At 50.2% G+C, this 25209-nt stretch carries 26 protein-coding genes and 2 pseudogenes; 16 read left to right on the forward strand and 12 right to left on the reverse strand.

Annotation, left to right across the window (positions count from 1 at the left end; all coding sequences use genetic code 11):
- The first annotated feature begins 30 nt into the window (after positions 1-30).
- Entirely contained in the window at positions 31-552 is a 522-nt protein-coding gene (locus tag ACVKSX_RS11170; RefSeq protein ID WP_052271354.1) for a GNAT family N-acetyltransferase, read from the forward strand.
- A gap of 27 nt (positions 553-579) precedes the next feature.
- On the opposite strand, the pseudogene ACVKSX_RS11175 reads toward ACVKSX_RS11170, so the two are convergent.
- A pseudogene (locus ACVKSX_RS11175) lies at positions 580-858 on the reverse strand (GrpB family protein); the annotation flags it as partial.
- Positions 859-1157: 299 nt separating this feature from the next.
- Here ACVKSX_RS11175 and ACVKSX_RS11180 point away from each other — a divergent pair.
- Complete coding sequence (locus ACVKSX_RS11180) at positions 1158-2732, forward strand: methyl-accepting chemotaxis protein (RefSeq protein WP_033787102.1); 1575 nt, start codon at positions 1158-1160, stop codon at positions 2730-2732.
- Between the two features lie 276 nt (positions 2733-3008).
- Here ACVKSX_RS11180 and ACVKSX_RS11185 read toward each other — a convergent pair whose 3' ends face one another.
- Genes ACVKSX_RS11185 through ACVKSX_RS11200 form a run of 4 tightly spaced genes read right to left on the reverse strand, consistent with a single transcriptional unit; the run spans position 3009 to position 5061 of the window.
- Positions 3009-3515 carry a YrhA family protein gene (locus ACVKSX_RS11185; protein WP_045140066.1) on the reverse strand — a complete coding sequence of 169 codons (507 nt, stop codon included), beginning with the start codon at positions 3513-3515 and terminating at the stop codon, positions 3009-3011.
- 7 nt (positions 3516-3522) lie between these two features.
- Entirely contained in the window at positions 3523-4578 is a 1056-nt protein-coding gene (locus ACVKSX_RS11190; protein ID WP_045140067.1) for an HNH endonuclease signature motif containing protein, read from the reverse strand.
- 34 nt (positions 4579-4612) lie between these two features.
- Entirely contained in the window at positions 4613-4939 is a 327-nt protein-coding gene (locus tag ACVKSX_RS11195; protein WP_080701297.1) for a helix-turn-helix domain-containing protein, read from the reverse strand.
- Complete coding sequence (locus ACVKSX_RS11200; protein WP_072044071.1) at positions 4903-5061, reverse strand: IS3 family transposase; 159 nt, start codon at positions 5059-5061, stop codon at positions 4903-4905. The genes ACVKSX_RS11195 and ACVKSX_RS11200 overlap by 37 nt, the downstream gene beginning before the upstream one ends.
- Positions 5062-5658: 597 nt before the next feature.
- On the opposite strand from ACVKSX_RS11200, the gene ACVKSX_RS11205 reads away from it, so the two are divergent.
- The 5 genes from ACVKSX_RS11205 to ACVKSX_RS11225 all read left to right on the forward strand — a co-directional run bounded on the left by ACVKSX_RS11205 (position 5659) and on the right by ACVKSX_RS11225 (position 9942).
- Positions 5659-6219, forward strand: a complete 561-nt coding sequence (locus tag ACVKSX_RS11205; RefSeq protein WP_099257070.1) for a fasciclin domain-containing protein — start codon at positions 5659-5661, stop codon at positions 6217-6219.
- Positions 6220-6280: 61 nt separating this feature from the next.
- Positions 6281-6829, forward strand: a complete 549-nt coding sequence (locus ACVKSX_RS11210; RefSeq protein ID WP_033768880.1) for a sigma-70 family RNA polymerase sigma factor — start codon at positions 6281-6283, stop codon at positions 6827-6829.
- Complete coding sequence (locus ACVKSX_RS11215; RefSeq protein WP_010670425.1) at positions 6826-7503, forward strand: anti-sigma factor; 678 nt, start codon at positions 6826-6828, stop codon at positions 7501-7503. The genes ACVKSX_RS11210 and ACVKSX_RS11215 overlap by 4 nt, the downstream gene beginning before the upstream one ends.
- A 115-nt stretch (positions 7504-7618) precedes the next feature.
- Positions 7619-8059, forward strand: coding sequence for a GNAT family N-acetyltransferase (locus ACVKSX_RS11220; RefSeq protein WP_022624394.1), 441 nt, complete (start codon positions 7619-7621; stop codon positions 8057-8059).
- Between the two features lie 458 nt (positions 8060-8517).
- Positions 8518-9942, forward strand: a complete 1425-nt coding sequence (locus tag ACVKSX_RS11225) for an alpha,alpha-trehalose-phosphate synthase (UDP-forming) (RefSeq protein WP_346454929.1) — start codon at positions 8518-8520, stop codon at positions 9940-9942.
- Positions 9943-10041: 99 nt separating this feature from the next.
- On the opposite strand, the gene bla is transcribed toward ACVKSX_RS11225, so the two are convergent.
- The gene (gene bla, locus ACVKSX_RS11230; RefSeq protein ID WP_370873667.1) at positions 10042-10881 is read right to left on the reverse strand and encodes a class A beta-lactamase; all 840 of its coding nucleotides are present in this window, start codon (positions 10879-10881) and stop codon (positions 10042-10044) included.
- A 197-nt stretch (positions 10882-11078) separates the two neighbouring features.
- Here bla and ACVKSX_RS11235 point away from each other — a divergent pair, with 197 nt between their 5' ends.
- Positions 11079-11948: a LysR substrate-binding domain-containing protein gene (locus ACVKSX_RS11235; protein WP_354438620.1), complete on the forward strand. Its 870-nt coding sequence runs from the start codon at positions 11079-11081 to the stop codon at positions 11946-11948.
- A gap of 5 nt (positions 11949-11953) precedes the next feature.
- Here the strand turns inward: ACVKSX_RS11235 and ACVKSX_RS11240 are convergent, their stop codons facing one another.
- Positions 11954-12880, reverse strand: a complete 927-nt coding sequence (locus ACVKSX_RS11240; RefSeq protein WP_354438618.1) for a LysR family transcriptional regulator — start codon at positions 12878-12880, stop codon at positions 11954-11956.
- An 81-nt stretch (positions 12881-12961) separates the two neighbouring features.
- Between ACVKSX_RS11240 and ACVKSX_RS11245 the strand changes: the two genes are divergently transcribed.
- The 3 genes from ACVKSX_RS11245 (at position 12962) to ACVKSX_RS11255 (ending at position 15498) form a co-directional block, all read left to right on the forward strand.
- Positions 12962-13915, forward strand: coding sequence for an MBL fold metallo-hydrolase (locus ACVKSX_RS11245; RefSeq protein WP_354438616.1), 954 nt, complete (start codon positions 12962-12964; stop codon positions 13913-13915).
- A gap of 187 nt (positions 13916-14102) precedes the next feature.
- Positions 14103-14567 (forward strand): cytochrome P450, encoded by a 465-nt coding sequence (locus ACVKSX_RS11250; RefSeq protein WP_249405269.1) that lies wholly within the window; start codon positions 14103-14105, stop codon positions 14565-14567.
- A complete protein-coding gene (locus tag ACVKSX_RS11255) occupies positions 14548-15498 on the forward strand; it encodes an MFS transporter (protein WP_354438615.1) in 951 nt (316 codons plus the stop codon). Before ACVKSX_RS11250 ends, ACVKSX_RS11255 begins: the two co-directional genes overlap by 20 nt.
- Before the next feature lie 106 nt (positions 15499-15604).
- Here the strand turns inward: ACVKSX_RS11255 and ACVKSX_RS11260 are convergent, their stop codons facing one another.
- The gene (locus ACVKSX_RS11260; RefSeq protein ID WP_354438613.1) at positions 15605-16813 is read right to left on the reverse strand and encodes an MFS transporter; all 1209 of its coding nucleotides are present in this window, start codon (positions 16811-16813) and stop codon (positions 15605-15607) included.
- A 172-nt stretch (positions 16814-16985) separates the two neighbouring features.
- Between ACVKSX_RS11260 and ACVKSX_RS11265 the strand changes: the two genes are divergently transcribed.
- Positions 16986-17606 carry a TetR/AcrR family transcriptional regulator gene (locus tag ACVKSX_RS11265; protein ID WP_354438612.1) on the forward strand — a complete coding sequence of 207 codons (621 nt, stop codon included), beginning with the start codon at positions 16986-16988 and terminating at the stop codon, positions 17604-17606.
- Between the two features lie 271 nt (positions 17607-17877).
- Positions 17878-17982 (forward strand): hypothetical protein, encoded by a 105-nt coding sequence (locus ACVKSX_RS11270; protein ID WP_233267965.1) that lies wholly within the window; start codon positions 17878-17880, stop codon positions 17980-17982.
- Between the two features lie 161 nt (positions 17983-18143).
- Here the strand turns inward: ACVKSX_RS11270 and ACVKSX_RS11275 are convergent, their stop codons facing one another.
- Positions 18144-19070, reverse strand: coding sequence for a LysR family transcriptional regulator (locus tag ACVKSX_RS11275; protein ID WP_187512227.1), 927 nt, complete (start codon positions 19068-19070; stop codon positions 18144-18146).
- 192 nt (positions 19071-19262) lie between these two features.
- On the opposite strand from ACVKSX_RS11275, the gene ACVKSX_RS11280 reads away from it, so the two are divergent.
- Both ACVKSX_RS11280 and ACVKSX_RS11285 read left to right on the forward strand, forming a co-directional pair.
- Positions 19263-20426, forward strand: coding sequence for a mandelate racemase/muconate lactonizing enzyme family protein (locus ACVKSX_RS11280; protein WP_158132353.1), 1164 nt, complete (start codon positions 19263-19265; stop codon positions 20424-20426).
- Between the two features lie 472 nt (positions 20427-20898).
- On the forward strand, positions 20899-22242 hold the full coding sequence (locus ACVKSX_RS11285) for an MFS transporter (protein ID WP_191917394.1): 1344 nt from the start codon (positions 20899-20901) through the stop codon (positions 22240-22242).
- Between the two features lie 163 nt (positions 22243-22405).
- Here the strand turns inward: ACVKSX_RS11285 and ACVKSX_RS11290 are convergent, their stop codons facing one another.
- Positions 22406-22753: a hypothetical protein gene (locus ACVKSX_RS11290; RefSeq protein ID WP_354438610.1), complete on the reverse strand. Its 348-nt coding sequence runs from the start codon at positions 22751-22753 to the stop codon at positions 22406-22408.
- Positions 22754-23194: 441 nt separating this feature from the next.
- Here ACVKSX_RS11290 and ACVKSX_RS11295 point away from each other — a divergent pair.
- Positions 23195-23383, forward strand: a pseudogene (locus ACVKSX_RS11295) (LysR substrate-binding domain-containing protein); the annotation flags it as partial.
- Positions 23384-23671: 288 nt separating this feature from the next.
- Here the strand turns inward: ACVKSX_RS11295 and ACVKSX_RS11300 are convergent.
- On the reverse strand, positions 23672-24274 hold the full coding sequence (locus ACVKSX_RS11300; RefSeq protein ID WP_307381787.1) for a glutathione S-transferase: 603 nt from the start codon (positions 24272-24274) through the stop codon (positions 23672-23674).
- Positions 24275-24278: 4 nt separating this feature from the next.
- Positions 24279-25130, reverse strand: coding sequence for an alpha/beta fold hydrolase (locus ACVKSX_RS11305; protein WP_307381785.1), 852 nt, complete (start codon positions 25128-25130; stop codon positions 24279-24281).
- Positions 25131-25209: the final 79 nt, after the last annotated feature.

Raw genomic sequence — 25209 nt, forward strand, 5'->3', positions numbered from 1 at the left:
CTGAGAGCGTTTATTTTGCAGCCAGACACTATGCGGTTGTTTCTTCGGCCAGTCACCCCATCAGATGCCGATGATCTTTTCAGGATCTACGGCGACCCTGCGACGAATACGTTTAATCCCGCGGGCCCACATCCGGATATCCATCATTCACGGGAAGTGCTATCGCGCTCTATCCGTCACTGGGAATTGAATGGCTTCGGCAGTTGGGCTATCTCGCTTCAGGATAATCCAGAAAGAATCATCGGTTTTGGGGGATTGAGCATCAGAAGCTTTGCCGATATCACGATCAATAATCTGGGATATCGTTTCTCTCCGGAATCCTGGGGGAAAGGACTGGCGACGGAATTTGCGAACTATGCGGTTAGTTATGGATTCGAAGAAGTAAAACTGGCTGAGATTTCTGCAGTCGTAAGAGCGAATCATCTGGCTTCACAAAAGGTTCTCATTAACGCCGGACTCCGTCATACCCGGGATATTTATGATGTGGAAAATGCGCCCGCAAGCATGCTGTTTACCCTGAGTCAGGATGAATGGAATCAAAAACGGGGGTGAGGAGGATATATCCTGTCCTGTCAGTACCTATCGTTTCAGGTCAATCAGTGCGAGCTGTAGATGATGCGCTATAAAGTTCGCTTTGAGCGCGCTGTAGCGTTGAGCATCGTTGTTACAGAGTGATGCTGCTTCACGCTTTATCTCAGCATAGGTTGCTGCGATATCTCTGTTTTCTCTGAGGTAATCACGGAAAGCAAGGTGCCTTATTATCTGTTCGTCTCCAGCTGCAAACGCATGCACCTGATGGCTGCGCCGCTCTCCACCCTTAATGAAATATCTGCGGTCTGAGATTCCGTTCTCACCACGAGGACACTTCTATTGTCAGTCATCTCAAATGACGCTGAAGAGTCTGTTAAATCCGTAGTGCCACAAGCGAAGCTGGAATGGTTTTATCCGCATTCAGGCGACAAGTCACTAGAATCACACTCACTGCCTTAATGGCATCCGCCAGGGATTTACCCTTTTACTCCGTCCAGGAATCATCACTTCTTACCCCTTTCATTACTGTAATTTCTTTCCCCGCTGCCGATAACAGATCCAGTACCAGCGAGCCATAGAAGCGGAACGTCGGTGATAACCTATTTATTCAAACATCGGGGTCTCCTATGTATCGGAACAAAAAAATAAAATTAAGCGTCATGCTCACTGCGGCATTCCTTACTGTCATCTTAACGGGCGTTTTTGTGACAGGATTTGCCGGGTTTAAACTCAATACGGCCAGCGATCAGCAGGAATTGACGCGCGCGCGGCTGGGCGATCTCCAGGCCTTGCAGACGCTAAAAGATAATTTAACTCAGCAAACTGTCCTTTTACTGTCCGTGGCTTCAGACACTCAGCCTCAGGCAGAGGCCACTATAAAAACCCAGTTCTCTGCGTTGCAGACCAACAGTGATAATACCACTGCGCATTTCCGGGAACTGATCAACGGTGCCAAAAGCATTCCGGGGATCAATCTTGCTGAAGTAGAAGAGGCTTCCACGCAATTAAATAAAATTGAAGTGGCAGCGGGTCCGCTTCATCAGGCAGAGCAAAACCTGTTTAAGCAGAACGCCACTCCGTTCCCGGAAAAACTCCGTGGTGAACTGATCCCTGCGCTTTCGCACTACCGCAATGCAGTGGATGGGATGGTTGATTATCAGGCGAGGGTAACGAGTAAAACGGCCGAAACGTCCACGCAGGCGCTCTCCGGTGTTTATATGACGCTGGCAGGCCTGACCACCCTGTTTGTTGTGATGGGATTTGTGATGAGTGGGCTGATCACCCGCTGGATCAAGACTCAGCTGGGTGGAGAACCTTCGCATGCGCAGGGCCTGGCCGCTGCGATTGCGGCGGGCGATCTGACGACAAAAGTGACCCTGCGTCAGGGGGATACCGTCAGCATGATGGCTTCTCTGGATAGCATGCAGAGCAATCTGCGTGACCTGGTCTCGCAGATTAAAGATTCTTCCGCTTCGGTCGCCATGGCAGCTGATGAAATTTCCCAGGGCAATACTGAACTCTCTTCCCGTACAGAGCAGCAGGCCGCCGCTTTGCAGGAAACCGCCGCCAGTATTGAGCAGCTTACGGTCACGGTAAAAAGTAATGCAGCGGGCGCACAGCAGACCGCGGATTCAGCCCGTGAAACCGCTGCGCTGGCGCGTTCGGGTGAACACGATATGCAGCGCATGTCAGAGACGATGAATGATATTTCAAAAAGCGCGGTGAAAGTCCGGGATATTACCTCCGTTATCGAAGGAATTGCATTTCAGACCAACATTCTGGCGCTTAACGCGGCAGTCGAAGCAGCACGAGCGGGCGAACAGGGTCGAGGTTTCGCCGTCGTTGCGGGTGAAGTCAGGACGCTGGCACAGCGCAGTGCAACGGCAGCCAGAGATATTAAACATCTGATTGAAGAGGCTGTGGCGCAGGTCGAAAGTGGTGTTGTCGTGGCAACCGGCACCGGCAAGAGCATTCTTGATATCAATGCGATGGTTGGAAAACTCGCCGTCGCGATGGATAACATCTCACTCGCCTCAGCTGAACAGATGCAGGGCATTTCACAGGTCAGCATCGCAGTGAACGAGATGGACGGCGTCACGCAGAATAACGCTGCTCTGGTTGAGGAGTCCTCTTCGGCATCACAGTCGCTTTCAGCCCAGGCACACGCTTTACGTGAAGCAGTGAATGCCTTCCGCATTTAAGCTTTATGGTTACAGCTCACGTTGAAAGATGCGGGAGAAACGCGGCTGATTTGTCCGTTTCATATTGCCGGAATGGATGTCAGGGAGCGATTTCTCTCAGATTAGTACAAGCCCTCCATCGTGAACTGTCCCCGTAATGTTGGACACTGTTTCATCGGAGGATCCCCTCGACCATCTTGATATATATTGGTCGGGGGGCTTCAACAGCACTTTATAATTCTGTGTTCTATCAACTTTGGGTGTTCTATTGTCAATGCCCCTAAGACAGAGATAACTTTATTTTACTATGTCGATAAGGGCCGATAAGAGGTCGCTGAAGGTTTCGTACTCTTCAATAACGTAATCAGTTGATGCTTTGTCACGAATTTGAAAACATTTCTCTTTGAAGCTGTACACGAATACGGACATTCCATCTTCACCAATCAGCAGTTTGTCTGTCAGATTGGGATCAACGTAGACGTCATTATCGCGCGTATCAATGTTCCTGATATAGATATTTGACCATGCCAACTCATCATTCTCTGCCTGCGTCAGGCTATACAGGGTGAGTCCGTTGTATTCCAGACCATCCATGACTTCGAGCATATCGGCGTAGTCCTGGCGATTCATCACTAGTTTCTGAATATCCGAGTAAACACCGCGTTTAGTTTCATCCCATTCCATTGGCGCAGGATTGCGCTTCAAGTCCGTAATAACATCTGGTGCTATTGGGCTGGCTATCGGGTAACTATCGGAAATCATCAAATTTTTGAAGATACCCATTATCTGAATTGTGTTATTCATATCGTTTTCACTTCCCTACAGGGTAAATTACGCCGTTCGGCGAAGGCCATAAAACGTTAGTGCTGGCGTTGTATGGGAGGTCTTTAGTGATTATCGCCTGTGTCTTTGAAAGCGCGGAGTGATATGGCGAGTTTTGGATCAGTATCAGATTATTCAAAGCATTTGTTCCACTGTCATCGAGTGGGATCTTGTGGTGAACCTGCCAACCGGGCGGCACTTTACCATCGGCAAGGCGTATAAGATTGTTAGAATCAAACGTTGATAGTGCATCAGGGTGCCCGGAAATCGATTTGAGGAAGTTGGGACGAACAGAACTGTTGAACTCACCACGTAGCGCGGCATATTCAGCGCGGTCACGGCGAACATAGTTCAACTCTGACACGTTGACATCATCCAGGAGAACGTGTGCCTTTTTGTATTTTCCCAGATAGCTGGTCAATTCTTCCGCAGCAACTGGGTTACGGACAACCAGCAGTGAAGCAGCTGCGACCATCATCCCGGAAGTGGTTTCGTTGAGAACGCTGTCGTATCCCTTCACCGCATCACCGCCTAACTGTTCGGCGGTCTTTCTGAATCCTTCCGGATTGCCATTATAAATCCCGCCAGCGGCCAGAAGCCTTCCCGCAGCTTTGCTGTTGATAGTATTACCTGTCTGTGGGCGCTGAGCCGGATTACCTCTGGTGGCTACGGGGCGGACAAGCTGTCGTCTTATCACAACTTCAAGGCGAGAACGCAGAAAAAGCGGCAGCGTACTGATAAGACTGCCGTCTGAGTTAGCAACACTGCCGTAAATTGTGCCACTTTCGCGCCGGAGTATAACGATATTTCCGCTTCTCACCTCATACAACGCGTCCCGGTAGGCCATATGTGGCTGCTGGAAATGCATGCTGAGATAGCGCCTTACAAGCAGCGAGTATCCATCAGGCAAATCCCACTCACGAATGATACGTCCGGGATTTGCCGTATCTGAAAGATAGCTGTACGCGGTATCGGGGGGAACAATATGGGGAATATCGTTGAGGTAGATATCATCCAGAGTTCTGGCCTGGCAGTTACGTAGCATAATATCCCTTTACGCTATATCGGTGACACTCCAATTATAGAGAATTAGCGTAGTTAATGGAAAAAATGAGCAGCGGAATACTTTTTTGGTGGTAGATCAGAAGTCTGCACCTAAATTCTGGTGCCGGCTTTTTCGGTCTTCCGCGTTTCAGGCCGGAGAGCGCCCCGGCCCCGGACGCCTGAAAGCGTTTGACCCACTGGTAAACGGTGCTCTCATTGGGAAGGTTAAACTGAGCGGTGGCATCGCGAAGCGAGAGTTTATCATTGATGACGGCGCGGACAACCTTCAGCCGGAACTCAGGAGTGTAGTCACCCGTTTTCCATGTCAGCCCGTCAATGCCGGCTGCCGTGCGGAAACCCAGCGCCGAACCGCCGTGCGGCCCACGCCAAAACGGTTAGCCGTCTCACGATAACCATCCCTGCTGTTGAGATAATGCGTGACAACGGCGAGCCGTAATTCAAGGGGAAACTTAGGACTGCTCACTGAACTGCACCTTAATCAGTCGGGTTTCCAACTTTTGGGGTGCAGTTCAATCGGAGGGCTTTTCTTTTGGCGGACATTCCGGGACGCTCAGAGACTGAAATATTCAATGTAAACATATTGACCTCGCCCGTAAGTTTTAGCCTTTTGAAAAACAGGTTTGTTTATGAGGGAAATGATGATAAATCACAAGATTAACCTCTACTTCCATGGGTCGGGCGCGGTTGAATTTAAATCAACACGTGGCATCACTGGCGTCTTACCATCGTAGAAAAATGCAGAGTTTGTGAAGGAGTAAACCTTACCCGTCATTTTAACAAATATATGGTCATTAACCGCCGTTATGTCCGCACTGGCAGTATCAGCTTGAAGGAAAGGAGCCGTTTTAGTAATTACCTTCATGGCTTTATCGTTAGTTCGATAAGTCAGGCATGAGCGACAAAAACAGGGCTGGTCTGTACCCATCAATCCGCATTCTCATGAAGCAGAACACCCCCGCGAAAAAAATTTAAATTTTTTTGCATCCGTTTTCCTCCCTCATTCGTATTAACAGATAAGGGCGCTCTCGCCCTGTCCGTTAACTCAATGAGGGAAGTGAAAATGAAACCATTCCTGCCAACTCTGATTTTTTCTGCATTAGTCTTCAGTGGCGCCACTTACGCGGCGAGCATGGACAGCGACACGGTGATGGTCGGCGGTGCCGCCATGTACCCATCGAAAAATATTGTTGAGAATGCTGTTAACTCGAAAGACCACACTACGCTGGTGGCTGCCGTTAAAGCCGCCGGCCTGGTCCCGACACTTGAAGGGAAGGGGCCGTTTACCGTTTTTGCGCCCACCAATGCCGCCTTTGAAAAACTGCCTAAGGGCACGGTCGACTCCCTGCTTAAGCCAGAGAACAAACAAAAACTCACCAGTGTCCTGACCTATCACGTTGTCGCAGGAAAACTGGACATGAAAGCGCTGGAGAAAAAAATCAAAGCGGGAGGAGGCAAAGCCGAGCTGAAAACGGTCAATGGCGAATCACTGTGGGTGATGGCAAATGGCCCGCACAATATTCAGCTTAAGGATGCTCAGGGCAATATTGCCAGTATCACCACGTATGATGTGAATCAGAGTAACGGTGTGATTGACGTTATTGATACCGTGCTGATGCCGTAAAGCGTTACCTATACTGTGTGTAGCCACTTATCGCGTGGCTACATCTTTCACAGGGAAGCCGATGACAAAAAATGTGCCCCATATTCAGGCCGGTTTAATGAATCAGATAGCCGTCGGCGATAAAGCTGCTCTTGAGCAGCTTTATCGCGTTCTGTCGCCCCGACTCTATGGGATCATTCTGCGAATGGTGAGACGCCGGGACTGGGCAGAAGAGATCCTTCACGATACGTTTATCCAAATCTGGCAGTCGGCTAACTATTACGACGATAAGCGCAGTGAGCCGCATATCTGGCTCAGTCACATCGCCAGAAATCGGGCGATTGATTTCCTCCGTAAACATGAAAACAGAAGCTGTTCCGTGGATGAGATAAGCGAAGCGGAAGCGGGTTTCCAGACGCCACTTCCTGCCGATGCGAGTCATGCGGAGGCGCGTCGCCTTCAGCACTGCATGGCGCACTTACCCTCTGAGCAGCGACAAAGCATTTCGCTCGCCTATTATCGTGGCCTCTCACAGAGTGAGATTGCGCTCTCAATGAGTCAGCCTGAAGGAACGGTGAAAAGCTGGATCCGTCGCGCGTTAACCCATCTTCGGGAGTGCATAGGCTTATGACTGGGCAGGAACAACATGATCTCACTGCGGCGGAATATGTGCTTGGCCTTACCGACGATGTGACACGTCATCGGCTGGATAAACGCCTCAATGACGATTCAGTATTCGCCGCGGAGGTGCTGCACTGGCAGAAAGCGTTCAGCGGCATTGATCTGCTCACTCACGCCGTTATCCCGCCTTCTACGGTCTGGCAGCAGATTGAGCAGGATCTTGGCCGGAATGCAGGCGTCTCTGGCACGACATCAATCCGCAAGCATCCTGGCTTCTGGCTCGGCTGGGGCCTGGCGGCGGCAATGGCTGGCATCCTCATTTTCACCCATTTAAGCAAGCCTGATGCCCCACAATCCCTGCAGCCGATTGCGGTACTCAGCGGCGCACAGCCCGATGCACAGTTTGTGGTGAATCTGGATAAGTCAGCTTCACTCCTTCAGGTTTCGGCGCTGAACATCACGCTGCCAGAGAATAAAAACCTGCAGCTCTGGCTGATCAGGGGCAGTGCTGCGCCACAATCTCTGGGGCTGATCAATCACCGCGACAGTAATGTTTTCCGGTTACCCCCTGGCGAGTTAGATAATCAGACGGTACTGGCGGTAAGTCTGGAGCCGGTGGGAGGTTCCAGGCTCAGCGGGCCGTCCGGTCCGGTGATTTTCCAGGGCAAAGTCACGTTACTCTAATCTTCAGGGCGCGGGTTCACGGGCTGGGATTCAGCGGAAAAGGGGAGTGGATGGCTTTTCGAATGGCAGGCCTCCATGCCCTTGCCTTAACCTAATCAGGGGGAATGACAAAAGAATGGAAATCAGAACGGCGTTGGAGTCTGATGCGGCAGGCATCAGTGAGCTGATACAGCTTGTGTCTGTGCAATGTAATTTTTCAGAGACAGAGCCCTGTCCGCAATGGTTCATCGACAGCACAAAGCCCGATGTGCTTCAGCCGTTGATTGTTTCAGATGACTATCTCTGGCTGATTGCCGTGGAAAGAGGTGAGGTGACAGGCGTACTCACCCTTTTCGAAGGCAATTTAGTTAAATACCTTTTTGTACATCCGAAATTTCAGCGAAAAGGGGTAGCGAGGGCACTCTGGCAGCGGGCGATTCCCGAACTGCGTTCAGAAATCAGCGTACGGTCTTCACTCCTTGCCGTCCCTTTTTATGAGAAAAGGGGATTTAAAAAGGTCGGGGAGGTGAAATTTTTTAACGGCGTATCATTCCAGACAATGATCGCTCAGCTCTGAATTAACAAAGAGATTGTTAGGTTCTCTGTTTCTGCAATAAAACGGCCCGGCCACGCATTTATAAAACCAGCTTTTATGACGAGTGGAACCGGGCCAACCCGCCTTCTTTATTTTTACCTGCGTATATTCCCTGTATTGAACTCACTGACTTTTTGCGCCATTGCTGTCCGCTAATGCTATATCGGGCGCGTGATTTGCAGCGTTTTTACACTTCATCAGACTCTTTTTACGCCTTTTTTACAGGCCGTTCGGTTTAATTAACGGCACCGGGCGTTTACGTGACAACGTTACACGATGGCGGTCACAACCCGATTTTGCAAAAAGCGTCTGCAGGCATTAAGTGGACAGGGTGCACATTCATGAGTGGTTTTCTCCAGTTTATTCTCCGACCTCCTATTAATAGCGGCTCGCTGCCAGGCACTGGTGCCTCTCCGCAGCGGGTTCTTAAGGAATACAGCATGTCAGGCCTTATTCTTGTTTCGCATAATCAATGTCAACGTTCGACGCTTACTGCAATTTATGACGGCATCCTTTCCCGTCAGGGAGGCGTCTGGATTAGCTGGGATGGTGAAAGCAGGGTGATGCCTCCGGATGCGTCAAGACCCTACGCCGTGCAGCAGATGGGTCAGTATGAAACCGTGACCTTCCCGTATACGCCTGGCGAGCTTAATGAGGGGTACCACAATTATATTCATAAAGGGCTCTGGCCTGTTTTTCATCAGCGTCCGGACATGGCTCGTTTTTCCGCCAGCGGCTATCAGGAATATAAAAACATCAATAAAGCCTATGCGCGCGCCATCTGCGAAAACGCCGCACCCGACGATGTTATCTGGATTCAGGATTACCATCTGCTAGGCTGTGCCACCTATATCCGTGAAGAAGGATTGACCAACTTAGTGGGTATTTTTCTGCATCAACCTTTCCCGGCTGGCAGAATGTTTGAAACCATACCCGAATGGCGCTGGTTCACTGACTCTCTGTTATGTTGTGATCTGATTGGCTTTCAGACCGTGCAGGATATGAATAACTTCCTGGTCTGGCTGGAGAGCGAATTCCGTATAGAACGGCTGGAAGCGCAAAGCTTTCGTGTTCATGGCCGGATTATCAGGGTGGGTGTGTTTCCTGTCGGAATAGATCTTGACGATGTCCAGTCTCTGCGTGATAGCAACAGCTGTGCTTACATGGAAATGCAGTGCCGCGAAAGCCTGCCCGAAAATACCGTGCTAAGCGGCGGCCATCTTGATGAGAGTTCAGGTCTGCCTTACCGGATCAGCACTATGGAAGTGTTGCTGCGAAAACATGATTGCTACCAGAAAAATATCACGCTGTTGCAGCTGGCGCCTCCTGCAGCCGGACACGCACATGAAGCGTCAGAACTCGGTCACGCTCTGGAAGCACTGTGTGGGGAGCTTAATGGCGTGCATGGCACAATGAACTGGTATCCGGTGAACTATCTGACTCATGGCTACAGCCGCGAAGAGCAGGCTGGCATCTATCGTGCCTCACGCGTTGCGCTGGTGACGCCGTTGATGGCAGGCATGAGCCTGATGGCCAAAATGTATATCGCCTTACAGGACCCGAAAAATCCCGGGGTGCTTATCCTCTCGCAGTTTGCCGGTGCAGCCGGGCAGATGGAGGGTGCCATCATCGTCAATCCTTATGATCCTGATGCAATGGCCAGTGCGGTACATCGCGCATTGCAGATGCCGTTACACGAACGGCGGTCTCTGCATGCCCGTCTGATGAAGGGACTGCATATGCACAACAGCCATCACTGGGCTGAGTCGTTTTTGCGCATGCTGAACGCTGAGCCAGCAGCCCCGGAAGCCTTGCCGTCGCCTGCATTTTTTCCGCACCTGAGCAGTAGCCGGGCGAGGTACTGAGTTTTTGAGTTGAAGTGGTATTTCGCTGGTGCGCGGGTTAGCGGGGCGAAAGCCAGATAATCGGCCCACTCTGAGCCGATTATCTGAAGCTGAAGCTAATTATTTACTGATTGCGTCCACAACTAGTTTTGCCGCACTGGCCAGTACGTCTTTGCGCGCGACCGCGTCTTTGTCCTTCTGGGTGAAGTAGGTCGTCAGGATGATGGGTGCCTGATCCTTCGGCCAGATGACGGCAATATCATTAGTTGTGCCATAGTCACCACTGCCGGTTTTATCAGCCACTATCCAGTCAGCCGGCAGGCCTGCTTTAATACTGTTTGCACCTGTTGTATTGCCCTTCATCCATTCTGACAGTTTGGCTCGCTGCTCTCCTTTGAGGGCGGTGCCGAGAACAAGCTTATTAAGCGTGTCAGCCATCGCTGAAGGAGTCGTAGTGTCACGCACATCATCCGGGATTGCTGTATTGAGTTCTGGTTCCTTTCTGTCCAGGCGAAAAGCCTTATCGCCGATTGTTCGGGCAAAATGCGTAGCCTGTTGCGGGCCACCCAGATACGCAAGTAATTTATTCATCGCGGCATTATCGCTGTATTGCAACGCCGCAGCACTCAGTTCAGCAACAGTCATTGATGAGCCGATATGTTTCTGGGTGATGGGATTATAATTAACCATGTCGCTTTTATTTATATGAATTTTCTTATCAAGCAAACTATGGTCACTTTCATTTTTCTTTAATATCGCTGCTACTGCCATTACTTTACTTGTGCTGCACAGCGGGAATCTTTCATTGCCCCGCCATGAATATTCAGAACCATCGGATGTGTCAACGACCGTAACGCCGAGTCTGCCACCAGATTTATTTTCCAGTGTCTCAAACTGGCTCTTTAGCGTTAGCTGGTCAAAAGCAGCATGGGCTGACACTGAACAACCTGTTGCGGCCATCAGTAACATGCCGGTCAGGCTTCCTTTAAAGTTTATCATCTTGCATTACCTTATTCTGGCATTAGTAAAATTATGGGGTCTTTTAAGTCACGCAGAAAAATGCATCCCTTAAATTATTTGCCCCAAAATAAATCAATTTCCTTGTAAGAAAAAACGGTATAAATTGATGCCAGTCATAAGTTTTTCTGGGGGCTGATTTGAAAAGTGATATCCCACTCAATGCGCTGCGTGCATTTGAAGCATCTGCCCGCCACCTCAACTTTACCAGGGCAGGCATGGAACTCTTTGTCTCTCAGGCTGCGGTCAGTCAGCAGGTCAGGCTGCTGGAAGAGAAATTAGGGGTGATTTTGTTCAAAAGGCTTTCCCGGGGCCTGGAGTTGACCGATGAGGCGCGGTTGCTATTCTCAAAAATTTCAGAAGAATTTCATCGTATTGAGAAGGCTTATCGTCAGTTTGAAGGAGGTAAAGTCAGGGAGGCACTGACGATATCCTGTGTGGGCACCTTTGCGCTGGGCTGGCTTTTACCAAAAATTGAAGATTTTCAGCAGAGACATCCCGCTATCGAACTGAGTATTCAGACGAACAACAATGTCGTAAGCATTGCCGGAGAGGGAGTGGATTTTGCTATAAGATATGGTTCGGGTGAATGGGCGTCATCGCATAACCAGCTATTGCTGGATGCGCCGCTGACCCTGTTATGCCGGCCTGAAACGGCGAAGAGACTGACAAAACCTGGCGATATATCCGGCGAGACGTTATTACGTTCTTACCGTCTTGAAGAGTGGGATAACTGGTTTGCTGCGGCGGGTATTTCCCCATTCAGAATTAATGGACCTGTATTCGATTCTTCACGCCTTATTATTGATGCTGTGATGATCACTGGCGGCCTGGCACTGGCACCTGATGTCATGTTTCAAACGGAAATAAAGCAAGGTTTGCTCGCCAGACCATTTAATATTTATTCTGGTCATGATGGGTACTGGTTAACTTGGCAGAGAGCCAGAAAGATGACCCAGTCGATGGAAATATTTCGCGAATGGATTATTGAGCAAATAATTAGGCCGTAATTTATTCAGGTTCGTTCTGTCATCACGCTACGCAGTTCCTCCCTGAGCCAGCGCAGTGACAAATCGTTATCAAACCGTTTATGCCAGAGCAGTGACAGGGCTATTTCCGGTGTTTCAACGGGAACGGGGCTACAGCATAAACCGTAATGCGTCACCCACTCATCCGATAGCCCGGCGGGAACGGTGGCTAACGCGGGTGCGCGCGCCAGCAGCGGAGGCAGAGAGGAAAAATGTGGCGTCACGTAGCGAATCGAACGGGCCTTTCCTGATGCCGCAAGCTGGTCATCGATGGCGCTCCAGTTCGCCCCGCGATAGGAAACCAGCAGATGGTCATGCGCCACATAATCCTCCAGCGTCAGCGGTGCACGCAACGAAAGCTGTTCCGGGTGCCACAACGTACAAAAGTTGTGTGACACAATTTTCTCGCGCTGGAGCGTGGCGGGTGTGCTCTCGCCAACCGAAATGGCAAGATCGATCTCTCCGCGCGCGACCAGCTCCGCATCCCGGAAGGGATCGCTGGCCGTAACCTGAAGCGTCACGCCGGGAGCGGTGCGCGTGATGCGCGCATACAGTCCCGGCATCAGCCAGCGTTCAACCCAGTCGCTCATCCCCAGCCGAAAAACATGTGTCGCCTCAGAAGGCGTGAAGGATGCTGGCTGAAACAATACGTTCTGCATCTGTGCCATTAACGGGCCCAGCTCAGCGATCAGCGCTTCAGCACGCGGGGTAGGCTCCATGCCTTTCGCCGTGCGCACAAACAGTGGATCGCTGAACATGACCCGCAACCGGGCCAGTGCATTGCTGACTGCTGGCTGATCCAGATGCAGCTTTTCTGCCGCACGCGACACGCTGCCTTCCCGCTTCAGAACTAACAGCACCGTCAGTAAATTCAGGTCGATTCGATGAAAATCATTTTCTCTGATAGTGTGCATCAGTTTAATCAATTTGAGTGATACAGGTTGCGTAAGGATACTGCTCACCACGTTGTGATGAAACTTTCTGGAGAGATATTTATGAAAATTTTACTGATGCTGGTGGCGTCTCTTATCGCGTTCAGTCCGGTCTATGCGGCCGAACAGACCTCTGCGGGGGATCAGCAAGCTCCGGGTTATTACCGGATGACATTGGGTAAATTACGCATTACCGCGGTTTCCGACGGCACGGTGACCGTTCCCCTGAATAAATTACTGACTAACATTTCGCCTGAAAAACTAAACCAGGAAATGGCCAGAGATTCGATGACGCCGCAGGCCGAAACATCAATCAATGCCTTCGTTATCGATGATGGTAAAAAGCGCATTTTAATCGACACCGGGGCCGGTGAGCTTTTTGGACACAATGGCGGACATCTGCTGACTAACCTGGCCGCCGCTGGCTATCCGGCAGAGTCGATCGATGCCGTACTTTTAACCCATATTCATGCCGATCATTCAGGCGGTGTATCACGCGCGGGCAAGCCTGCTTTTCCAAAGGCCGAAGTGTTCGTGGATAAACGGGATGTCGATTTCTGGCTTAATCCGGCTAACGTCAGCAGGGTAGAGACCAGTCAGGCCCATACCTTTGCAGAATCTGAACGGACTCTTCGCCCGGTCATCAATGCTGGCCTGCTTAAAACGTTTATGGCACCAGCCACATTAACGGGGGGAATCCGTGCAGAGTCGACAGCCGGCCACACGCCGGGTAGCGTACTTTATCGCGTAGAGAGTGAAGGCCAGACCCTGGTGCTGTGGGGAGATATCATCCATGCCAAAGCGGTGCAAATGCCCGATCCTGAAGTGGCCATCCATTTTGATGTCAATCAGAAGCAGGCTATCACTACACGTGAAAGGGTACTGAAACAGGCTGCAGATCAGGGCTACTGGGTGGCTGCGGCGCATATCGCCTTCCCTGGCCTGGGCCATGTTCAGCATGAAGGCAACGCTTATCGCTGGGTGCCCGCTAATTACACTACGCAGCTCGGGCAGTAGGTTGTTAACTAAAAAATGTAATAATATCAGGGAGAAAAATTTTGATGTAAGTTAACAGGCGGCGCTTCAATATTAACAAATTGAATAATGTCTTTTAGTTTAGAGGCTTCTCTGTAAGAGGGGCCAGAGCGTTGCCGTACAGATTAGTAATCAATGAGGTTATGGGGCTGATAAAGTCGACAGCGTTATGCCACTCATTGTCGCTGCGCTCTGGGCCATTTCTCACTTCAACCTGAAGGTGAATACAGTCAATGTTCGGGATATCGTTGTAGAAGCTTCTCGCTTATACAGTCCCGTTCTTTCTGTAGGTAGAGTAATAGCGCAGGACCTGATTTTCCGAGGCCAGAACCTTAAAGAAGGTGACAGGGTCATGTTTTACACGGCGCTGGCTAACTTCGATGAAAAAGTTTTCGATAACCCATTCCGTTTTATTGCGGAGCGAAAAGAAAAGCCACTATCATTCGGCACGGGCATGCATATGTGTATTGGTATGGGCATAGCGCTCAGCTTTGCTTCGTCGTTTATTGCCCACATAAACTCACATTACATGCTCAGGGACGTTAGCATAATCGAATTTGCAGAGGGTGTGTCTGCACCAGGTGCTTCAGATTTTAATATTGGAATAGACTTCAATGAACTGGCTGAAAATTAAAGATTTCCGCACGTTACTTGCTTCTCTTTTCATCTCGAAGTTGGGCGATCATGTATATGAGGTCGTTTTTGTTTTTATTGTGCTCGAGAACACGCATAATAATTATCTTCTTGCCGGCTCCGCTGGTGGCTGGATGGCAGACAATTGGCGCATCAAATGTTCAGTTATACTCTCATTGGCAGACAAGCCCTGGGTGCTGATGTTCAATACATTAACGTATGCAATTTCAATTGTTATACTTTGTACGTTTTCAGAAAATTCACAGAATAAAACGTCGGCGTTCAGATTGAAACAAGTATATCAGGAGAATCTATCCTGCATTAAAAGTTTATTTCAGGAAACTCCTGGCTTATTTATTGCTATCTTTGGTTCATCTGTTTGCATTCTCTTTACCGGATCATTACTTCGTTTTATTATCCCCGCTGTAGCTGTCAGTCAGGGGAATGGGGAGATATTTACCAGCTGGATATTTTCTCTAATGGCTGCAGGCACAATTACCGGGGGTCTCATTTACGGACGGTTTGCCATAAATATTTCACCATTGAATGTTATGCGCAATTGGTTCTTTTACGGAATTTTACTGGTTTTAATGTCATTTATTGCCCTCTATTCGCTCGAGGCTCTGCTGCCGGTAGCATTCGTCCTTGGTATGAGTGGTGCATTCGTTGATATTTTTCTGGTGACACTCATACAGTCCTGGTCTTTTGCAGAGAACACAGGCAAGACATTCGGCACGTTTTCTACCCTGGCTAATACTGCTGAAGCACTTTCTGGTCTCCTTTCCGGACTGGCCGCCGCTGCGAGTCTGATGGTTGCTTTTGCAGGCATGAGTTCACTCATCGTACTCACTGGCATTATCTCAATGGCTTGTCTTCCAGACAAAAAACAAAAGAATATTTCGGGAAGCAACGAATCCGATAGTTCTGTTTAAAGAGTGCCCAAATGGACGACTTAAATAACTGAGGTCTCTTTTAGATATCCAAAGCAGGCGGTTGGTGCCAAAACGGGGCGTCCGTACCGGACGTCCCTGGAAGTCACTATTTTACTAAAGGTTCTCTTGCACCGGGCCTGAAAGCATGCTTTTTCGCGCACCAGGCGATAATCAACGCAACAGCCATAAAGATCAGTAGCGCCCATGGGAAAGATATCGCACCGGCATTATTGAGAAGCAGACCACCAATGACGCCGCCGCTTGCGATAGCCAGATTCCAGGCAGTTGTCACCATTGCCTGAACGACATCGACATGATTGCCTGCCGCATCAGCGGCAGCCGTCTGCATCTGAGTTGACGCGCCGCCAAACGACCATCCCCATACGATGACGGCCACAAAGACCACAATCTGTTCCCGCATGCCTGCGGCGAGTGCCACAGAAACCGCCGCCAGTGCCGCCAGACTGAGCAGAACCAGATTGCGCAGATGGCGATCCACCAGCATCCCGGTTATCCAGATGCCAATAAGTGCCGCAATGCCAAAAATCAGCAGGATAAGCCCGACATTTCCGGTCAGCCCCGACAACTGCAGGAACGGTCCGATGAATGTATAAAGAATATTGTGTGCCGTCATCCATAGAAAGATAACCGCCAGAACAGGTCTGACTCCGGGCATCTGGAAAACTTGCCATACCGGTAGTCGGCGGTCGGCCTGCTGTCCCGGCAGGTCAGGAACCGCCACCCATGTCCAGATGAACAGAATGACTGCCAATGCTGCCATGATACCAAAGGGAACTCTCCATCCCATCGTGCTGCCAAGCCATGCGCCAGCCGGGGTTCCAAGGGACAGGGCAACCGGTATTCCAACCATAGCAATAGCGAGAGCGCGGCCCTGCATTTCAGCAGTAACGAGGCGGCGGGCATAGCCCGCCAGAATTCCCCATGCAAGTCCTGCAGCCACACCCGACATGAATCGGGCTGCCATCGTCAGCCAGTAACTGAACGAAAGGGTGGTAATAGTGTTGAAAATCAGGAAGGTACCTACGGCGAGTAATAGTACCTTTTTACGACGCCAGCCACTGGTCAGAACCGTCAGAGGGATTGCCGCGAGTAGCGAACCCAGCGCATAAATGCTGACCAGCTGACCCGCCATCACCTGAGATACGTCAAGACCCATTCCAATTTCCGGAAGTAAACCCGCCGGAAGGGTCTCGGTCAGGATGGCAATAAAGCCTGTCATGGCAAATGCCAGCAGGGAAGCCAGTGGCAGACCCCGTTGTGTTGTGGTCTCACTGAATACTGTATTGGCGTGCACGTTGGCCCCTTTTTAGTTTGTAACGACTAAAAATTGCGAAACCCTCCGGATAACGGGTTTTACAATATATATACCGATCGGTATATATCAGAAAGTATAGGGCACACTGAGGCTTGTCAAGTATATATGTATCGATTAGTATTTATATACGATAAGCGAAAAAGGAGCGGATATGGCTCAGATGGGACGCCTACGGACATTTGACCGGGAAGAGGCAATTCGTCAGGCGATGACCCTTTTCTGGCAGCATGGTTACGAGTCCACTTCGCTTGCCATGCTCAAGTCAAACCTCGGCAACGGCATCACCGCCCCAAGTTTTTACGCCGCGTTTGGTTCAAAAGAAGCGCTGTTTGAGGAGGTTGTCGATTGTTATATGACGACTTTTGGTCAGGTTAACGATTGCCTATGGGATGACACGCTTGAACCCCGTGACGCTATTGAACTGGCGTTGCGTCGTTCTGCAAAAATGCAGACAGAACAGGGGCATCCCAGTGGTTGCCTGATTGCGCTATCCGTTAATACCTGTTCGCCAGCGAATGAGCACATCCGTGAGATTCTGGCAGCGCAGCGCGATCGGACCAGGGCGGGATTTTTGCGATGTGTCACAAGAGCGAAAGAGGCGGGACTCCTGGCTTCCGATACCGACGTGCGGGCGCTGGCCACGACCCTTCACAGTTTTGAGATCGGCCTGTCGACTGAAGCCCGTGATGGCGCAACCGGCAATGAACTCGATTCGGCGGTATCAACCGCGATGAAAGCCTGGGATGCTAATGCACTGAACGTTGTTGAGTGACAGAGAACGGCGCTTAGTTTCAGCACGAAGCTTGTGCCTGTCAGAGAGCAACTATGCGGAAGCGTAAAGTAAGCACGTCTCAATAAGTTAATGCCTGTTAGTGACTATCAAACTTATTGATGACACCAGACAATGGGTGTGAAACATCAAACGGGACTGCACGCGGTATAGCTTGCCGCCCGTGATCTCCGCACGCCGATGCTCGCTAAAGTGCTGGCGTTGACTGTCGCAGCCTATACTGTTTAACCCACTTGATTTAATACCCGATTTCATTCCCATCATCGGTTATCCCGATTACCTGCTTATAGTGCCTGGGGCGTCTTACCCAGTCGATGTCATGCGTGAAAACCGGGAAACCGCAGCGCAAGCTAGTTAATCTCCGGTCGGTCGCATGAAGGCAAGCGGTGTTTATATTGATATGGGTAGTTTGTGCTACTCTGCTTGTCAGGCCACTTAGAGCGTCAGATTGTGGTTCTGATGTGTTCTCGCTTTATTCATTTCAGATGCCGTCGCGATCAGCGCAAAATGGTTTTCCGCTCAGATTTGACCATCTAAGAAAATTTCCCACAACGCTTCTACCGCCCGGGACATCCTCGCTGCGGGTCTGAACAGCCGGATCTCTATGGGTATCCAGAGTGCGCTCTCCTTATTAGATGCTACGGCAATCGATCCAGCATCAACATCCGGCGCTGCCAGTGTTTCCGGCAGCCATGCGATGCCGTCTCCGGCTTTGACCATGGCGAGTAAGGTGGCAGCAAGATCGGCCGTGAAAGCAATATCCATTCCGCGTCTGGCCCGGTTAACCTGTGAGGTATTAGACAGGATGCGGCCCAGGCCGGATTCAGCAGAATAGGAGAGGAAAGGAAACTTCTTACCGCCTGACGCATGGAATAGAGGCTCACGCGTTGTCGGATCGCATCGTGAATAAGGCTGTAAAACTTCCTGTCCAAGCCGGACGCTGAGATATTTCGACTGATCGAGATGGATGTGCATATGAGGATGGTAATAAGAAAGCAGAAATTGCGCGTCACCTTTCTCAATCATGCGTTCGCAGGCACTTAATGAGTCTGATAACAGTCGAAAAGATCCGAAGCGGGCAATTTTTTCGTTGTTACGCATCAGTGCCGGGAAAAAAGAAAATGACAGGGCATGCGTGGCGGAAAAAATAACATCCGGCCGGGCTTCTCCTGCGGCCTCGATAGATTCACTTCTCAGGGTATAAAGCGCACGAATAAGTTCCGGCACCTGCCTGACGAAAACCTCTCCGGCCCGGGTCAGGCTGACGCCCCGACGATTTCTTTCAAAAATTGGCGTGCCAAGCCACTCTTCTAGCGAGACGATTCTGCGGCTGAATGCAGGCTGTGTCACATATCGTGAAGCTGCCGCACGGGAAAAATTGAGTGATTGCGCCAGCGCAATACAGTCTTCAAGCCAGGTTAACTCCAGGTGATGCCGATTTTGCATTACAGGCTGCCTCTTTGGCATTAGAACGGAACCCATGTACTGCTTAGGATAATATCAGACAGAACAATCAGGTCCCTTAACACTACGCTACTTCATTGTGCCGATGAATGCCGATAAACAGATGGCATGACATAACTGATTGCGTAGGTATTTTAGTAAAACAGTCTTTGACTGAGAACTACCGGAGAGATCATGCGCATCCTTGATGTTGTAGAAATTACCAAACCCATTGCTTCCCCTATTCGTAATGCGTACATCGATTTCAGCAAGATGACGACAAGCCTGGTCGCCGTTGTGACCGATGTTGAAGTCGACGGGCACCGTGTAGTGGGATACGGCTTTAACTCTAACGGCCGTTATGGCCAGGGTGGCCTGATCCGGGAACGCTTCCGCGATCGCATTCTTGAAGCCGATCCCGAAAGCCTGCTGAATGCCAAAGGTAACAACCTGGATCCGCATAAAGTCTGGGCTGTGATGATGAGCAACGAAAAGCCTGGCGGTCATGGCGAGCGTTCAGTTGCAGTGGGAACCCTGGACATGGCCATCTGGGATGCAACGGCAAAAATTGCAAACAAGCCGCTGTTCCGCCTGCTGGCCGAAATGAAGGGCGTTGAGGCTAATCCGCGCGTCTTCGTCTATGCGGCTGGGGGTTACTACTATCCGGGTAAAGACCTTGGCGCACTGCGACAGGAAATGCGCGGCTACCTGAACCGCGGCTATAACGTTGTGAAAATGAAAATCGGTGGTGCCTCTCTGGACGAAGACCGCCGCCGTATTGAGGCCGTACTCGAAGAAATCGGCAGCGAAGCGCGCCTCGCCGTTGATGCTAATGGTCGCTTTGATCTGGAAACCGGTATTGCCTACGCAAAAATGCTGCGTGAATATCCGCTCTTTTGGTACGAAGAGGTTGGCGATCCGCTCGATTATTCTCTGCAGGCAGCCCTGTCGGAGTTCTATCCAGGCGCAATGGCAACGGGCGAAAACCTCTTTTCTCATCAGGACGCGCGAAACCTGCTGCGATATGGCGGTATGCGTCCGGATCGCGACTATCTGCAATTTGACTGCGCGCTCTCCTATGGGCTGGTTGAGTATCTGCGCACACTGGATGTGCTGGAGCAGTTTGGCTGGTCACCGTCACGCTGCATACCTCATGGCGGCCATCAGATGTCCCTGAATATCGCCGCCGGCCTCGGTCTGGGTGGTAACGAAAGCTATCCTGATCTGTTCCAGCCTTACGGCGGTTTCCCGGACTCGGTAAAAGTTGAAGATGGCCATATTATTATGCCTGAACTGCCGGGTATCGGTTTCGAAGGCAAATCAGACCTCATTAAAGAAATGCGGGCGCTGGCTGAATAAGTTTCCGCTTACTTTAATGTCACTGCGCCCCTCGTTAAGTTGAGGGGCTGCGGGAAAATATCAATCTCTTAATTAACCTGACGCCTCAGGAAGAATAAATTTATCTGAATCTGAGAGGAGAGGGCGTTATTGAACTGGCTAACGGTAGCATTGTTAATAATTTCGGGTTGAAGGGCTGGCTTTGATTCAGGCACAACATCTTCTTGTAGGTATATCAGCCATCCATTGAATTATCGGCATTCAGATATTATTTTTGGATTAAATATGCACTGGAAATTTTGAGAAATATCAGGCATTTCGAACCACTCATTAACCCTGGCGCCCGGCCTGTTTATCCGCGCCTTTTGCTTTCAGATCGCTCATTTCTCCGTTACATCCTACGGGTAATGAATAAAAAATTTTGACTGATATTTAAAAGAATCTGAAATCAGCATTTCCTCCCCCTGCCACAGTGTTAAATGAGGAAGTTATCATGAGTGAGAAAACTCTCAAGGGTCATGCGCTTATCGGAAATAAACGCTGGACAATTATATTACCTGCCGTATTCATCATGTATACCATTTCATTTTTTGATCGGGTAAATATAGGTATGGCGCTGCCCCATATAACAGCTGAAATGGGCCTGAGTCCTGTTGAAGCCGGCTGGCTTGGCGGTGCCTTTGCCTGGGGTTACGTCGCCACGCAATTTACCGCAGGATGGCTGGCTCTCCGTTTTGGATCACGGAAAATAATCGGCATCAGCCTGTTTCTGTTTGGGGCCTGCGCAATGCTTACCGGCCTGACGCGTAACTTCGGTGAACTGGTAGCGATCCGTTTCTTACTGGGCATCGCTGAAGGTCCAATTCAGGCCGCCACGGCCATGTTCCTGGCCCAGTGGTTTATGAAGCCTGAAAGGGGGCGGGCATTCGGAATCTGGAATCTTAGCCTGGGTGCGGGCGCGTTTCTGGCCGGTCCGATATCTGGCTGGATCCTTGCACATCATAACTGGCGCCTGATGATGGTAATTGAAGGTGCACCGGCCTGGCTGTTCTGCATCATCTGGTTTTATCTGGTTCCTAAAAGTATTCAGGCCGCTGGCTGGCTGAGTGCCGAAGATCGGGATTATATCCAGAAAGACCTGGCCGCTGAGCAGTCAAACTACAGGAATGAGAAATCCGATCCCTGGTGGACCATTCTCAAAATACCGGCCCTCTGGCTGATGCTGATCGGCTACTCCCTGCATAGCATGCTCGCTTACGGTTTTACGCTCTGGCTGCCGACAGCTCTCAAAGGATATGGCACGCTCAGTGAATTTATGGTCGGTCTCATCAGTGGGATGCCTTTCCTGATGACGATGCTGGGCATCTGGTATATCACCCGGCGTTCAGATAAGTACAACCAGGAGCGACGACTGCATGCCGCTATTCCCACCGTCCTCTGTGGTGTGGCATTACTGGCTGCCGCTTTTGTGCCGCTGTCATATTACTGGGCTCAGATAGGTTTGTTCATGTTTGTCGGCCTGACAATGAAGATGCTGGTGCCGCTGGTTTACGTCAGACTAACTGAAATTCTCCCGACAAAGAAAGCAGTTCCTGCGGTGGCTTTTGTCGGCGCATGCAGCAACTTCATTGGACAGTCTGGCGGCCCCCTTGTTGCCGGATACCTCAAGCACCTGGGTGGCGGTAGTGATATGACGCTGGCATGGGGTGTTCTGGGGCTGTTCTCAATTGTGGGTGGCGTGCTGTTTGCCCTTGCCGTGGGACGTGAGGAACGCATCCGGGACTTCGGCAAGGCATTCTCTGTGTCTTCACACAGAGCAGTATCAACACGTCAATAATAAAGCGGAATCTTCACACGGGCATCGGACGCCCGATCGGGCAGGATGCGCGGATCAGCATTAAGTACTCTTGTGCACCTGTGGAATTATCATGCTCATCCCCGGCGTGTATCTCTCTCAACACCTGACAGTTACAGCCCGTACTTTACGGGCTTCAGAATGCCTACAATCCCACCAGCGTGATATGTTTCTTTATTGTCAGCGCTTTATACAACGCTTTTGCCAGCGTGCCTGGTTCCACACCTGATTGAGCGCCCTCGGAATCGGTCCAGAACGATTTGATGCGCAGTATAGTGTTGATACTCGTTACGCGTTCCATTTCCAGCACGGCCAGCACAGGATGGCGCATTTCGCCATGTTCCTCTGTCGCGTCCGCCTGGATCACTGCGGCGCGGGATGCCTGAATGTCAAAGATAACGTGGCAGCGTACGCCGTTCAGGTTGAGTATGCCGATAACTTCATACAGGCACTGAACAGCCTCTGCACTGTAGGATGCGGGCACAACAAACATAACAGATCCTTCTGAAGTGAAATTTAATGAGCAGCCAGCATAGGCGAACTGTAATCAGAGGAGAAGTTACTGTTTTTGAATGAAAAATGTAGAGTTCTAAGGTTACGATAACGCGCGTTATTTTCACTCCAGTTTTCTCTGGTACTATCAATAACTGACGTGTAACCCGATCATGGCGGTGGGGTGCGGATTTGACTTAAGGAAAGGCCAGCAGGTGGCAGGTTATTCGTTCCAGTGGGGAATGTATTTATCTGTACGCGCAACGCGTTAGCTGCGTGTTTCAGCCACTTAACAGGATGAACATCAGATTAAGTTTAAGATTTTTCGGGCTCTTCAATCGCTCATTTCTCAATCCGGCCGTCACGTTTAACCGTAAGCCATCAGTATGACATCAGGTGCTGACTCATATATTGTTGTTATCCGTGTAGCAGACCAGTCAGTATGGGTATCAGCTATGTGCCCGATTTTGTCGTACGTGAATCTTTGGATTCGGGGCAACTGAAAGAGGTATTGCCCGGTTACTGTACCAGGCAGGGGTATTTCTCGGCACTCTGGCCGGCCAGCCGATATCTCTCATCGAGAATACGCTGCTTTATCGTTTTTATTGCTGAGTCAGGCCTGTCTCTGTAATTCGTATCGGGAAGTTAATGCTTTCTGAAATCGTATGCACTTTTATACTTAATTCAAAATCATAAACGCCCGTTTCTGGCATAGAGCAGAGCATTGCCCGTTATATGCAAAAAGCGGATGTTACGTTTATTTTCCTTTATTAGATTATTAAGAGTTATTTATATTGTATGAAGATATTCAATTGGTGCTCATTGAGTCACCTTTTGCTATCGACTAATTCTAAAGCTATAAGTTCTTTATACATTAGGTAAGGCATCATTGGGCTCTTATATACAAAACCCATCCTCATTAAATCAAAGGCGTTGCCAGAAATTCCGGTCGCTGTTCGGCCAGCAATGTAAACCCGGCCAATTCCGGGTACAGCGCACGGCTGATGGTATCCGGCAGCATCAATTCTGTAAAACTCCAGGCCACTGCGATGCTGATACCGGCCACGGACAGCATGTCAGGATGACTTTCCCGCAGCCCGTTCTCCAGCGTCTGCCAGGCACCATGCAGTTGTTGAGTTACGCGATCCACCCAGGGCTGATGCTGTTTTTCTTCCGGCCTGAGGCGCTGTTCGTACACAATCTGCACCGCTTTTTCGCAGGCGGCCAGGGCGAAGCCGGTAAGATGCAGATCCCGGAACTCTTCTACGCCGGACGCTGATGTAGGTGCAGGCGAATGACCGCAATATTTCTCAAGGTAATGAATGATTAGTGTGGAATCGATCAGCACCTGATTATCATCTGTGATAAGCGTTGGAACTTTAACGGCCGGGTTAATTTTCGTTAAGGCATCAAAATCGCCGAATACCGAAAGCGGGCGATGCTCGAATTGAATACCCAATACTTTCATGTAAATAGCAACCCGTCTGACATAGGGTGAATCCAGCATTCCGATCAGGATCATGGCTCTACCTCATATTATGTTGATTAACAAAATCAATTACCTGTGCGGCGACTGGCAAGGGGGCATCTTCCATTAAAAAGTGCCCGGCCTGTTCAAAGATATGCAACGTGGAAGAGACGATGTCGCGCTGCAAACGCCTTGCATACTCAACGGGTTGCCATTCATCTTCGGCGCCCCATAAAATCTGTACTGGCAGCCGGAGTTGCGGCAATTTTTCTGCAAAGTCACTGGTGTAACACTCATTATAGTGCGCAACCTGATGCTGATAAAATGAAGGTTGCCCTACCACACCACAAAGCGGTGCAAGATAATTTTCCAGCCGCTGCTCAGTCATACGATCCTTATTAAAAACCGCCATCTTTAACTGGTGCCACATCGCGCGGTAATGCTCAGTGGCGGGGATCAGCGCATAATCCGCATAATTATCCCGCATATCTCTCCATGTGGGCGAAGGCCAGGAGTTGTAGCTGGGAATATCGGCAATCGTAAGCGTCTTCAGAAGGGATGGGTTGTCGAACGCCAGTCTGAGTGAAATGGCCCCACCGATATCGTGACCAAAAAGATCTGTTTTTTCGATCTGCCAGTGTTCAAGCAGCCTTATCAGATAACCCACTTGTGCGGCAACCGAGGTATCAGCAGTCAAAGGGCGCTCTGACGCGCCAAACCCAGCCAGGTCATACAGATGAACATGAAAACCCGCATCGACAAATACCGGCACCAGTGACTGCCAGATTATTGAGTGTGCGGGCGTGCCATGAACCAGCACCAGAGGTGTTCCTGAACCATGGACTCCGGTCGCAATGCGACAACCATTTATCAGAACGTCGTCATTCAGTAATGGGTTATTAGCGGGCATCGGCTTTCTCCGTTGTGTTTGTTTCAGTCAGGCTATCCGTTGACTGAATATGACGCCAGTGACATTATTTCCCGCTGCA

The organism is Pantoea sp. PvP021, assembly GCF_054056055.1.

What these genes read in the sequence shown, in the direction of transcription:
- ACVKSX_RS11170 (WP_052271354.1), top strand. Translation starts at nt 31, where the DNA reads ATGCGGTTGTTTCTTCGGCCAGTCACCCCATCAGATGCCGATGATCTT.
- ACVKSX_RS11180 (WP_033787102.1), top strand. Translation starts at nt 1,158, where the DNA reads ATGTATCGGAACAAAAAAATAAAATTAAGCGTCATGCTCACTGCGGCA.
- ACVKSX_RS11185 (WP_045140066.1), bottom strand. Translation starts at nt 3,515, where the DNA reads ATGAATAACACAATTCAGATAATGGGTATCTTCAAAAATTTGATGATT.
- ACVKSX_RS11190 (WP_045140067.1), bottom strand. Translation starts at nt 4,578, where the DNA reads ATGCTACGTAACTGCCAGGCCAGAACTCTGGATGATATCTACCTCAAC.
- ACVKSX_RS11205 (WP_099257070.1), top strand. Translation starts at nt 5,659, where the DNA reads ATGAAACCATTCCTGCCAACTCTGATTTTTTCTGCATTAGTCTTCAGT.
- ACVKSX_RS11210 (WP_033768880.1), top strand. Translation starts at nt 6,281, where the DNA reads ATGACAAAAAATGTGCCCCATATTCAGGCCGGTTTAATGAATCAGATA.
- ACVKSX_RS11215 (WP_010670425.1), top strand. Translation starts at nt 6,826, where the DNA reads ATGACTGGGCAGGAACAACATGATCTCACTGCGGCGGAATATGTGCTT.
- ACVKSX_RS11220 (WP_022624394.1), top strand. Translation starts at nt 7,619, where the DNA reads ATGGAAATCAGAACGGCGTTGGAGTCTGATGCGGCAGGCATCAGTGAG.
- ACVKSX_RS11225 (WP_346454929.1), top strand. Translation starts at nt 8,518, where the DNA reads ATGTCAGGCCTTATTCTTGTTTCGCATAATCAATGTCAACGTTCGACG.
- bla (WP_370873667.1), bottom strand. Translation starts at nt 10,881, where the DNA reads ATGGCCGCAACAGGTTGTTCAGTGTCAGCCCATGCTGCTTTTGACCAG.
- ACVKSX_RS11240 (WP_354438618.1), bottom strand. Translation starts at nt 12,880, where the DNA reads ATGCACACTATCAGAGAAAATGATTTTCATCGAATCGACCTGAATTTA.
- ACVKSX_RS11245 (WP_354438616.1), top strand. Translation starts at nt 12,962, where the DNA reads ATGAAAATTTTACTGATGCTGGTGGCGTCTCTTATCGCGTTCAGTCCG.
- ACVKSX_RS11250 (WP_249405269.1), top strand. Translation starts at nt 14,103, where the DNA reads ATGCCACTCATTGTCGCTGCGCTCTGGGCCATTTCTCACTTCAACCTG.
- ACVKSX_RS11255 (WP_354438615.1), top strand. Translation starts at nt 14,548, where the DNA reads ATGAACTGGCTGAAAATTAAAGATTTCCGCACGTTACTTGCTTCTCTT.
- ACVKSX_RS11265 (WP_354438612.1), top strand. Translation starts at nt 16,986, where the DNA reads ATGGCTCAGATGGGACGCCTACGGACATTTGACCGGGAAGAGGCAATT.
- ACVKSX_RS11275 (WP_187512227.1), bottom strand. Translation starts at nt 19,070, where the DNA reads ATGCAAAATCGGCATCACCTGGAGTTAACCTGGCTTGAAGACTGTATT.
- ACVKSX_RS11280 (WP_158132353.1), top strand. Translation starts at nt 19,263, where the DNA reads ATGCGCATCCTTGATGTTGTAGAAATTACCAAACCCATTGCTTCCCCT.
- ACVKSX_RS11285 (WP_191917394.1), top strand. Translation starts at nt 20,899, where the DNA reads ATGAGTGAGAAAACTCTCAAGGGTCATGCGCTTATCGGAAATAAACGC.
- ACVKSX_RS11290 (WP_354438610.1), bottom strand. Translation starts at nt 22,753, where the DNA reads ATGTTTGTTGTGCCCGCATCCTACAGTGCAGAGGCTGTTCAGTGCCTG.
- ACVKSX_RS11300 (WP_307381787.1), bottom strand. Translation starts at nt 24,274, where the DNA reads ATGATCCTGATCGGAATGCTGGATTCACCCTATGTCAGACGGGTTGCT.
- ACVKSX_RS11305 (WP_307381785.1), bottom strand. Translation starts at nt 25,130, where the DNA reads ATGCCCGCTAATAACCCATTACTGAATGACGACGTTCTGATAAATGGT.